The organism is Bradyrhizobium sp. (assembly GCF_030693485.1).
Classification (GTDB): Bacteria; Pseudomonadota; Alphaproteobacteria; order Rhizobiales; family Xanthobacteraceae; genus Bradyrhizobium.
The window spans coordinates 1-9,389 of sequence record NZ_JAUYAN010000048.1 but is presented as its reverse complement, the minus strand read 5'-3'; the positions used below and the strand labels follow the sequence as shown (position 1 = coordinate 9,389).

Sequence of the window (9,389 nt, the reverse complement as noted above, 5' to 3'; positions counted from 1 at the left end):
AGGCCGATCGCGCCACCAACAGATTGGCAAGCGCCTTGATCTTGCCGGCGCGGATCTGTGGCAACGCCACGGCGCCCTGCACGACCAGCAGGTCCACGGTGCCCGCCATCAGGTCGGTCATCGCCGGTCCCGCGCCGCGATAGGGAATGAACTGCACCTTCTGCTTGGTGAGCTTCTCGAACATCACGCCGGTGACATTGGCGGCTGCGTTCTGGTTGACGAAATTGATCCTGTCGGGATTGGCCTTCATCCAGTTCACGAGTTCGCCAAGCGTGTTTGCCGGCAGATCGATCTTGGCGACCAGGAGCTGCGGATTGTTCGAGATCAGCGCGATCGGTTCGAAATCCTTTTCCAGATCATAGTCGAGCTTGTAGATGATGCTGCCGACATGGGTATCCCACTGGCCGATGTCGAAGGTGTAACCATCGGGCGCCGCGCGCGCGACGCGCCCGACGCCGATGCTGCCGCCGGCGCCGCCGACGTTCTCGATCACGATCGGCTGGCCGAGCGGCACCCGCATCCGCTCCGCCAGGATGCGGGCCGCAGCGTCGGTCGAGCCGCCCGGCGGGAACGGCACGATCAGCGTGATCGGCCGCGTTGGATAGCCTTGCGCCTGCGCACTGACGATGCCGGCAACAGCCATCGCCAGCGCAACCAACCATCTGCTCATGACGTTAACCCTTGTCGAAGTGTTGCTGTTTCCGTCAGTGAATTTCAGCGGAGCGCTTCAGCGCTTCCTTGAGCTTTTCAAGCGAGAAGTCCTTGCTGCGCGCGATCTCGAGAATCGGCGTCTCGCGGCGGGCGCAGAGTTCGCAGGCATCCGGTACCCTGGCTGCGATATCGTGCGGGATGACGATCGCGCCGTGGCTGTCGGCGTGAATGAGATCGTCGGAACGCACCGTCATGCCGGCGACGCGAACTTCGCCGCCAAAGCTTTCGGCGTGAACCCAGGCGTGCGACGGGCCGATCGAGCCTGCCAGCGCCTGGAAGCCGGGCGCCCATTGCGGAATATCGCGGATCGAGCCGTCGGTGATGACGCCGAGACAACCGAGCGCCTTGTGCACGTTGCTCTGCACCTCGCCCCAGAACGCGCCGTAGCCGACGTCGGGGCCGTCGATGTCCTGGATCACGGTGATGCGCGGGCCATGGCCGGTGCCCATATATTCGTAATAGTCGATGCGCCGTTTCGACGCCTCGTCGGCCGGCAGGCCGGATTTTACGACCGAGCGGATCGTCACCGTGCGCGCATAGCCGACCATTGGCGGCAGATCGGGAAATGGACAGACCAGGGGCTTGGTAGTGTAGCCGATCAGGCGGCGTTCGGGGGCGACGATCTCCATCGCATTGCAGATGGTCGGGGTGTCGTAGCGCGCCAGGGCTTCGAGGACGGATGCGGGCAGCGGCGCGGATGCGGATTTCGTCACGGGCGTTTCTCTCCAGATTTTGAAGGACAGCCGTTATCGAGCCGCCCATTGATCTGCCTATAGCCGAGATTGGGACCGAACCCAACTCGGCGGCACTCATGGCAGATATCTGAAGGATAGGTCGCCCGCGGGGCCGGCAGATCAGTTCAGCCGGGCCGGACGGTCATCCGTTGCCGGCTCGGCAGCCGGCGGAACGAACGGCGGCGCGGCGGGATCCGACGGGGCGGCATCGGCCGGCGGAGCTGCCGCCAGCGCCGCGGCGGCCCGCTCGTGGCCGCGATAGGCCTTCCAGCCCCAGGGCAGGCTCGCGAGGTAGAGCACCGACCCCACCGACAGAATGTGCCAAGGGTAACCGATCAGCAGCGCCACGAAGAAGATCACCGAGACGAAAACCGGCAGCACCATCGCCGGCGGCACCCGCAGACGCACCGTCTTGCCGGAAAACACCGGCACTCGCGACACCATCAGGAAGGCGATCAGCAGCGTGTAGGCGGTGGTCAGCCCGACCGGCGGCACCGGAACGCCGAGGAATGAAAGATAGATCGGCAGCAGTACCAGGATCGCGCCGGCGGGCGCCGGAACGCCGGTGAAGAAATTCGCCGCAAAGGCCGGCTTGTTCGGATCGTCCATGGTGGCGTTGAAGCGCGCCAGCCGCAGGCCGCCGGAAATCGCGAATACCATCGCGGCGATCCAGCCAGCATTGTTCAGATCGTGCAGCGTCCAGGAATACAGGATCAGCCCCGGAGCGACGCCGAAATTGACGAAGTCGGCGAGGCTGTCGAGTTCGGCGCCGAATTTCGACTGGCCCTTGATCATGCGGGCGACACGGCCATCAACGCCATCGAGCACGGCTGCGAACACGATCAACGCCACGGCCAGTTCCATCCGCCCTTCGGTCGACAGGCGGATCGCGGTCAGGCCCGCGCAGATCGCGAGCAGCGTGATGACGTTAGGCACCAGCAACCGCACCGGGATCGGGCGAAACCGGCGGCGGCGCATTTCCGGAGATTTGGGATCGATGGGTGTCTGCATCGCCAAGATATAGCAACTAGCGGACCGCCGCGCCATTGTGGCGGCGCCGTGGCGGCCGGCGAGGCCAGCCGCCACTTGAGATGGTTAATCGGCGCGCCAGGTCCGGCCACCGTCGCCGAGCCTGAGATCGGCCAGCACGGTCTCCCCCGCCACCGCGGTCTGACCGACGGATACCAGCGCCTTGCTGCCCTCCGGCAGGAAGACGTCGAGCCGCGAGCCGAAACGGATCAAGCCGAACCGCTCGCCGGCGCCCAGCGATTGCCCTTCACGGACAAACGAGACAATTCGCCGCGCCACCAGGCCCGCGATCTGGACCACCCCGATGCGGCCATCCGGCGTCGAGATGACAAGCGAATTGCGCTCATTATCTTCGCTCGCCTTGTCGAGTTCGGCGTTGATGAAGGCGCCCGGCCGGTACGCGATCCGGTCGATCCGCCCGGTCACCGGGCTGCGGTTCACGTGGCAGTTGAACACGCTCATGAACACCGAGATGCGCAGCAGCGGCTTGTCGCCGAGCCCGAGTTCGGCCGGCGGCAACACCATCGAAATCAGCGAGATGCGCCCGTCCGCCGGCGACACCACAATGCCCTCGCGGACCGGCGTCACCCGCACCGGATCGCGGAAAAACAGCGCGCACCACAGCGTCAACCCGGTGCCGATCCAGCCCAGCGGGGTCCAGATCCAGAACAGGAACAGGCTCACCAGTGCAAAGCCGCCGATGAAGGGATAGCCCTCGGGATGAATGGGGGGAATTTGAGCGCGGATCGAGTTGGCGATGGACATCTATCGGTTCACTGTCGGTTGCCCCTCTTCCCCTTGCGGAAGATGGGATCAGATTTCGGTCAATTCCGGCTTGCCCGGCGTTACCAGCGCGTCGTCGACCGGCGGCGGGGTGCGGTTCGGCGCTTCGTTCTCGTCGGCAATCAGGGCGAGGCGTTCCCGCGCCTCCTGGGCTTCGCGCTGCCTGTTCCACATACTGGCATAAAGTCCGCCCGATGCCAAAAGCTGGGAGTGCGTGCCGCGTTCGGCGATGCGGCCCTGATCCAGCACGATGATTTCGTCAGCGCCGACGATGGTGGAGAGCCGGTGCGCGATCACCAGCGAGGTGCGGTTGCGTGACACCCGCTCCAGCGCGTCCTGGATTTCCTGCTCGGTATGACTGTCGAGCGCGGAGGTCGCCTCGTCAAGCACCAGGATCGGTGGCGCCTTCAGCACGGTGCGCGCGATCGCGACGCGTTGCTTCTCGCCGCCCGACAGTTTCAGGCCGCGCTCGCCGACCTGGGTCTCATACCCCTTCGGCGACATCTTGATGAACCCGTCGATCTGGGCGAGCTGCGCCGCCTCTTCCACCTCGGCATCGCTGGCGTCCCAGCGACCGTAGCGGATGTTGTACCGGATGGTGTCGTTGAACAGCACGGTGTCCTGCGGCACCATGCCGATCGAGGCCCGCAGCGTCGATTGCGTGACGTTCTTGATATCCTGGCCGTCGATCAGGATCCTGCCGCCGGAGACGTCGTACAGCCGAAACAGCAGCCGCGAGATGGTCGATTTGCCGGCGCCGGAGGGGCCGACGATCGCCACCGTCTTGCCGGCCGGCACCTCGAAGCTCAGACCCTTGAGGATCTGGCGGTCGGGATCGTAGGAAAACCTCACATCGTCGAAACGCACATTGCCCGAGGTCACGATCAGCGGCTGGGCGCCGGGGACATCCTTGATTTCAGGATTGCGCGACAGCACGCTGAACATCTTCTCGATGTCGATCACCGCCTGCTTGATCTCGCGATAGACCATGCCCATGAAATTCAGCGGCTGGTACAGCTGGATCATCATGGCGTTGATCATGACGAAGTCGCCGACCGTATTGGTGCCGTTGCGCACCCCGATCGCGCACATCACCATGGTCGCGGTGAGACCCGCGGTGAAGATGACCGCCTGCCCGGTATTGAGAACCGCCAGCGAAGTATAGGTCTTCACGCTGTTGCGCTCGTAGCCTTCCATCGAACGGTCGTAGCGGGTTGCCTCGCGCTGCTCGGCGCTGAAATACTTCACGGTCTCGTAGTTCAGCAGCGAGTCGATCGCCTTGGTGTTGGCCTCGGTATCGGACTCGTTCATCTTGCGGCGGATCTCGATCCGCCATTCGGTCGCGACGTAGGTGTAGTACATGAAGATCACGACGGTGATCAGGGTGACCAGCACGTAGCGCCAGTCGAACACCCACAGCAGCACCGCCATCAGCAGGACGACCTCGACCACGGTCGGCACCAGTTGCAGGATCACCATCCGCACGATGACTTCGATGCCGGAACGGCCGCGCTCCAGCACCCGCGTCAACCCGCCGGTCTTGCGCTCGAGGTGAAAGCGCAGCGACAGTTCGTGCATGTGGACGAAGGTGAGATAAGCGAGCTTGCGCACCGCATGCATCGCCACCCGCGCGAAAATTCCGTCGCGCCACTGGGTCAGCACCGCCATCAGCACCCGCAGGCCGCCATAGCTCGCGGTCATGATCAGGGGCGAGGCGATCAGCCACAGCATCCAGTTCGACGCCTGCACCGGCGCGGTGTCGGCGCCGGTCAGCGCATCGATCGCCCATTTGAAGGTGAACGGCACCGTGAGCGTCGCGAGCTTCGCGGCCAGCAGCAGCACCATCGACCAGACCACGCGCGCCTTCAGGTCGGCGCGGTCGCCGGGCCAGATATAGGGCCACAGATGCGCCAGCGTCCCCATCAGGGAAGCCTGCTCGATCGACTTGTCTCCGGGAATTCCTTGGGAGGGCGGCGCTGCGCCAGCGCCGGCGTGCGGATCAGCGTGGGCCATCAAGAAAGACCTGAGGCAAGACGCTGCGCCGACCCGCGGTCGCGCCTGAGTTCCGGTTCACTGGCATGCTGCGTGATATAGAGTGTTTGCGCGCCGGGTGCACCCTCAAACGCTGCAAATCTTTCGCGATTTCCCCCTTTATGGGACGACTCAAATCGCCTTTGTGAATTCGCAAGGGTTGACGCCCCTACGTTGCGGTGCCACATGCCCAATATGACCACGATCAAAACCGTTTGCGTCTATTGCGGCTCCGGCCCCGGCACAAACCCCCGCTTTGTCGAAACCGCCATTGCATTTGGAAAGACCCTCGCCGAGGACGGCATCCGCCTCGTCTATGGCGGCGGCTCGGTCGGGCTGATGGGCGCCGTGGCCAAATCCGTGCTCGATCACGGCGGCGCGGTAACCGGCATCATTCCCGAGTTCCTGACTGCCCGCGAAAATGCGCTCAAGCGCGTGCAGCAGCTGATCATCACGCCCGACATGCACGAGCGCAAGCGGCTGATGTTCGAGCACTCCGACGCCTTCGTGGCGCTGCCCGGCGGCATCGGCACGCTGGAGGAACTGGTGGAGCAACTGACCTGGCAGCAGCTCGGCCGCCACACCAAGCCGATCCTGCTCGCCAACATAGACGGCTTCTGGGAGCCGCTGCTCGCTTTGCTCGCGCATATGCGCGAAACCGAATTCATCCGCCCCAATCTGCAGGTCGATATTCTGAAAGCCGAACGGGTCGAGGACATCCTGCCACGGCTGCGCGCCGCCGCCGCACGCGCGGTGGATGGCAAGGATATCGCACCCGAACTGGCCAACAGGCTTTAGCTCATTTCCACCTGAGCGTTGACTTGAGGTGCTGGATGGTTCGCTTCATCGCAATCTGGGCGGCTTCGGACTGGTAACTCTCCGATGCAGCCGTTTCGGCAAACCAATGTCCGGTTTCCGGATAGTCAAAGCTGGCGTAGGGCCGTTGCGCTGACTTGATCTGACGTTCCATTGTTCGCCGCGAAGCGCTTGAAACCCACTCATCGGTCCCGGCGAAGTGAGCGAGATATGAAGCGCGGCTGTTGGAGAAGTCGCCACCACGGGCGGCGTAATACAAAACTACAGATGCGATCGGCAGATCGGGTCGTTGCGAAAGCCAAACTGCCCAATGCCCACCCATTGAAAAACCCACCACACCGAGCGGCGCATCTGATTGTGCCCGATCTTGCACTTCGATCAGATCACGAACGAGCGACTTGTACATCGGCTCGCGGCGGGGTCCGCTTCTGAGTCGCTTCGCGTCTTGGGCTGTGTGAGCCGTTTTGCCACCAAACAGGTCTGAGAGCCCAACAACAAAACCCTGATCGGCGAGCACTTGGCCGTAGTCACGGAACGAGTCCGTAAGCCCCCACCACGAGTGAATCACGAGAACCCCGCCTCTGTTCTTCGCTTTGGATGGGGGGATGAACTCCGCCACTACCTGCTTCTCCCTCCAAGACAATCTCAGTCTACCACTTATCAGAATCAGCCGTTCACCTGCTTTTCTACGCCAGCGCAATACTACGCCCATGACCTTGTTGCGCTCGCCCCATTGCTGCCCATTCTAGCCCTACTTTGGCAGATTTATTGGATTGATCGTCGACTGCCGAAGCGTTGAGAGCCGAAGGGAAATGGCAAAAGGTCAGTTGGCGGCGAGGCACCAAAGGTCGGCTGACGTGTCTCTTCGCGGCCCGCCGTGTCCGTGTTGCGGATGTTTGGGAATTATTCATCCCCCGGGAAACGTCACCGCCTCGATGCGGTTGCCGTCGGGATCAATGATGAAGGCCGCATAATATTTTGCCCGATCATGCGGGCGAAGCCCCGGTCCGCCGTCGGAGCGGCCGCCGGCCTGCAGCGCCACCGCATGGAACGCATCGACATCGGCGGTGGCCCTCGCGCGGAGGCAGATATGGACGCCGCTTTCGGGCGCGACCTGTACCATGCCCGCGCGCAAATTGATCCAGAATTCAGGATAGGTCTTGCCGAACCCGACGGTCGCGGGGCGCGTCACCAGCCGCGACAGCCCGAGCGGCGCGAGCGTTGCTTCATAGAAGCGCGCGGCGCGATCGAGGTCGCTGACGCCGACGGAGATGTGGTCGATCATTGGACCCCCGCTTTCTCAGCCGTCATTGCGAGGAGCGTTTGCGACGAAGCAATCCATTCTTTCTTTTCGCGGAGAGATGGATTGCTTCGCTGCGCGCGCAATGACGGAAGCCCCTCACACCGGCGCGTTTGATTTCACCAGCTTGTAGACCACCGAATCCATCAGCGCCTGGAACGAGGCGTCGATGATGTTGGGCGACACGCCGATCGTGGTCCAGCGCTCGCCCTCCTCGTCCTCGCTCTCGATCAGCACCCGCGTTACCGCTTCGGTACCGCCATTGAGGATACGCACGCGGTAATCGATCAGCTTCAGGCCCTCGATGTATTTCTGGTATTTGCCGAGATCCTTGCGCAGCGCGACGTCGAGCGCATTGACCGGGCCGTTGCCCTCGGCGGCCGAGATCAGCCGCTCACCCCCGACCTCGACCTTCACCACCGCCATCGCCACGGTGATGCGCTGGCCGTTGGAATTGTAGCGCTGCTCGACATTGACGTCGAATTGCTCGACCTGGAAATATTCCGGCACCTTGCCGAGCGTGCGCCGCGCCAGCAGGTCGAACGACGCGTTGGCGGATTCATAGGCATAGCCGGTGGCCTCGCGTTCCTTCAGCTCCTCGACCAGCCGCACCAGTTTCGGGTCGCTCTTCTCGTAGGCAATGCCGGCGCGATCGAGTTCGGCGATGACGTTGGAGCGGCCGGCCTGATCGGACACCAGCACCTTGCGGTGATTGCCGACCGTTTCAGGCAAGACATGCTCATAGGTGTGCGGATCCTTCAGCACTGCGGAGGCATGAATGCCGGTCTTGGTGACGAACGCGCTTTCGCCGACATAGGGCGCGTGGCGGTTCGGCGCGCGGTTGAGCATGTCGTCCAGCGTCCGCGACACCTTCATCAACGTCGCCATCCTTTCGGCGGAAACGCCGATGTCGAACCGATCCGAAAACTCCTGCTTCAGCCGCAGCGTCGGGATCAGCGAACACAGATTGGCGTTGCCGCAGCGCTCGCCGAGCCCGTTCAACGTGCCCTGGATCTGCCGCACCCCCGCGCGCACCGCGGCCAGCGAATTGGCCACCGCCTGCTCGGTGTCGTTATGGGCGTGGATGCCGAGGTGATCGCCGGGAATCTGTTTTGTCACTTCTGTGACGATGCTCTCGACCTCATGCGGCATGGTGCCGCCGTTGGTGTCGCACAGCACCACCCAGCGCGCGCCGGAATCGTAGGCTGCCCTGGCGCAGGCCAGCGCGAATTCGGCGTTCTCCTTGTAGCCGTCGAAGAAATGCTCGCAGTCCAGCATGACCTCGCGGCCCGCCGACTTCGCGGCTTTCACGCTATCGCGGATCGAGGCGAGATTTTCCTCGTTGGTGGTCTCCAGCGCCACCCGCACCTGGTAGGCCGACGCCTTGGCGACGAAGCAGATCGCATCCGCCTTGGCTTCCAGCAATGCCGCTAGGCCGGGATCGTTCGAGGCCGAGCGGCCGGGACGCCGTGTCATGCCGAACGCGGTGAAGCTCGCATGGTCGAGTTTCGGTCTCACGGCGAAGAATTCGGTGTCGGTCGGATTGGCGCCGGGATAGCCGCCCTCGACATAGTCGATGCCGAGTTCGTCCAGCATATGGGCGATCAGCTGCTTGTCGTGCAGCGTGAAATCGACGCCGTTGGTCTGCGCGCCGTCGCGCAGCGTGGTGTCGAACAGATAGAGGCGTTCGCGGCTCATGTGGAAACTCCTGATGCAGTGCCGTCGCCGAGCGTCTTCTGCATCGTGGTGTTGGCCAGCCACTCGCCATTGACGGTCACGGTGTTGCGCTGCTTGCCGACGTATCCGCGCTTTTGGAAAAATTCCGCCGCGTTGTCGCTGGCGTCGACCGTGAGGCTTTTGGCGCCGCGCCCGCCGGCGATTTTTTCCAGCGCCTCGCACAGCATCCTGGCGACGCCCTGCCCGACCGCGCTCGGATGAACGAACAGCATGTCGATATGATCGGCGCCCTTCAGCGAGGCAAATCC

The 9,389-nt window shown here is 63.4% G+C and carries 10 protein-coding genes; 1 reads left to right on the top strand and 9 read right to left on the bottom strand.

All coding sequences use genetic code 11. From position 1 onward, the window contains the following. The 5 genes from Q8N40_RS03725 to Q8N40_RS03705 form a co-directional block, all read right to left on the bottom strand. On the bottom strand, positions 1-670 hold a 670-nt coding region (locus tag Q8N40_RS03725; RefSeq protein ID WP_305710845.1), incomplete at its 3' end, for a tripartite tricarboxylate transporter substrate-binding protein. A gap of 34 nt (positions 671-704) precedes the next feature. After that, the gene (locus Q8N40_RS03720) at positions 705-1,424 is read right to left on the bottom strand and encodes an RraA family protein (RefSeq protein ID WP_305321412.1); all 720 of its coding nucleotides are present in this window, start codon (positions 1,422-1,424) and stop codon (positions 705-707) included. Positions 1,425-1,565: 141 nt separating this feature from the next. After that, entirely contained in the window at positions 1,566-2,456 is an 891-nt protein-coding gene (pssA, locus tag Q8N40_RS03715; RefSeq protein ID WP_305710844.1) for a CDP-diacylglycerol--serine O-phosphatidyltransferase, read from the bottom strand. Positions 2,457-2,540: 84 nt separating this feature from the next. Continuing rightward, a complete protein-coding gene (locus Q8N40_RS03710; protein ID WP_305710843.1) occupies positions 2,541-3,239 on the bottom strand; it encodes a phosphatidylserine decarboxylase in 699 nt (232 codons plus the stop codon). A 48-nt stretch (positions 3,240-3,287) separates the two neighbouring features. Next, positions 3,288-5,270: an ABC transporter ATP-binding protein/permease gene (locus tag Q8N40_RS03705; RefSeq protein ID WP_370870917.1), complete on the bottom strand. Its 1,983-nt coding sequence runs from the start codon at positions 5,268-5,270 to the stop codon at positions 3,288-3,290. A 213-nt stretch (positions 5,271-5,483) separates the two neighbouring features. Here Q8N40_RS03705 and Q8N40_RS03700 point away from each other — a divergent pair, with 213 nt between their 5' ends. Further along, positions 5,484-6,086: a TIGR00730 family Rossman fold protein gene (locus Q8N40_RS03700; RefSeq protein WP_305321415.1), complete on the top strand. Its 603-nt coding sequence runs from the start codon at positions 5,484-5,486 to the stop codon at positions 6,084-6,086. A gap of 1 nt (position 6,087) precedes the next feature. Here Q8N40_RS03700 and Q8N40_RS03695 read toward each other — a convergent pair whose 3' ends face one another. From Q8N40_RS03695 to Q8N40_RS03680, 4 genes are all read right to left on the bottom strand, one after another. Further along, the gene (locus Q8N40_RS03695) at positions 6,088-6,723 is read right to left on the bottom strand and encodes a dienelactone hydrolase family protein (RefSeq protein ID WP_305710842.1); all 636 of its coding nucleotides are present in this window, start codon (positions 6,721-6,723) and stop codon (positions 6,088-6,090) included. A 288-nt stretch (positions 6,724-7,011) separates the two neighbouring features. Next, positions 7,012-7,389 carry a VOC family protein gene (locus Q8N40_RS03690; protein ID WP_305321417.1) on the bottom strand — a complete coding sequence of 126 codons (378 nt, stop codon included), beginning with the start codon at positions 7,387-7,389 and terminating at the stop codon, positions 7,012-7,014. A 114-nt stretch (positions 7,390-7,503) separates the two neighbouring features. Continuing rightward, complete coding sequence (gene cimA, locus Q8N40_RS03685; protein ID WP_305321418.1) at positions 7,504-9,102, bottom strand: citramalate synthase; 1,599 nt, start codon at positions 9,100-9,102, stop codon at positions 7,504-7,506. After that, positions 9,099-9,389: GNAT family N-acetyltransferase (locus Q8N40_RS03680; RefSeq protein WP_305710841.1), on the bottom strand; the 291-nt coding region annotated here is incomplete at its 5' end. The genes cimA and Q8N40_RS03680, both read right to left, overlap by 4 nt.

Bases quoted from the DNA above. Each gene is read 5' to 3' on its own strand.
- pssA (WP_305710844.1), bottom strand. From the start codon at position 2,456: ATGCAGACACCCATCGATCCCAAATCTCCGGAAATGCGCCGCCGCCGG.
- Q8N40_RS03705 (WP_370870917.1), bottom strand. From the start codon at position 5,270: ATGGCCCACGCTGATCCGCACGCCGGCGCTGGCGCAGCGCCGCCCTCC.
- Q8N40_RS03690 (WP_305321417.1), bottom strand. From the start codon at position 7,389: ATGATCGACCACATCTCCGTCGGCGTCAGCGACCTCGATCGCGCCGCG.
- cimA (WP_305321418.1), bottom strand. From the start codon at position 9,102: ATGAGCCGCGAACGCCTCTATCTGTTCGACACCACGCTGCGCGACGGC.
- Q8N40_RS03710 (WP_305710843.1), bottom strand. From the start codon at position 3,239: ATGTCCATCGCCAACTCGATCCGCGCTCAAATTCCCCCCATTCATCCC.
- Q8N40_RS03700 (WP_305321415.1), top strand. From the start codon at position 5,484: ATGACCACGATCAAAACCGTTTGCGTCTATTGCGGCTCCGGCCCCGGC.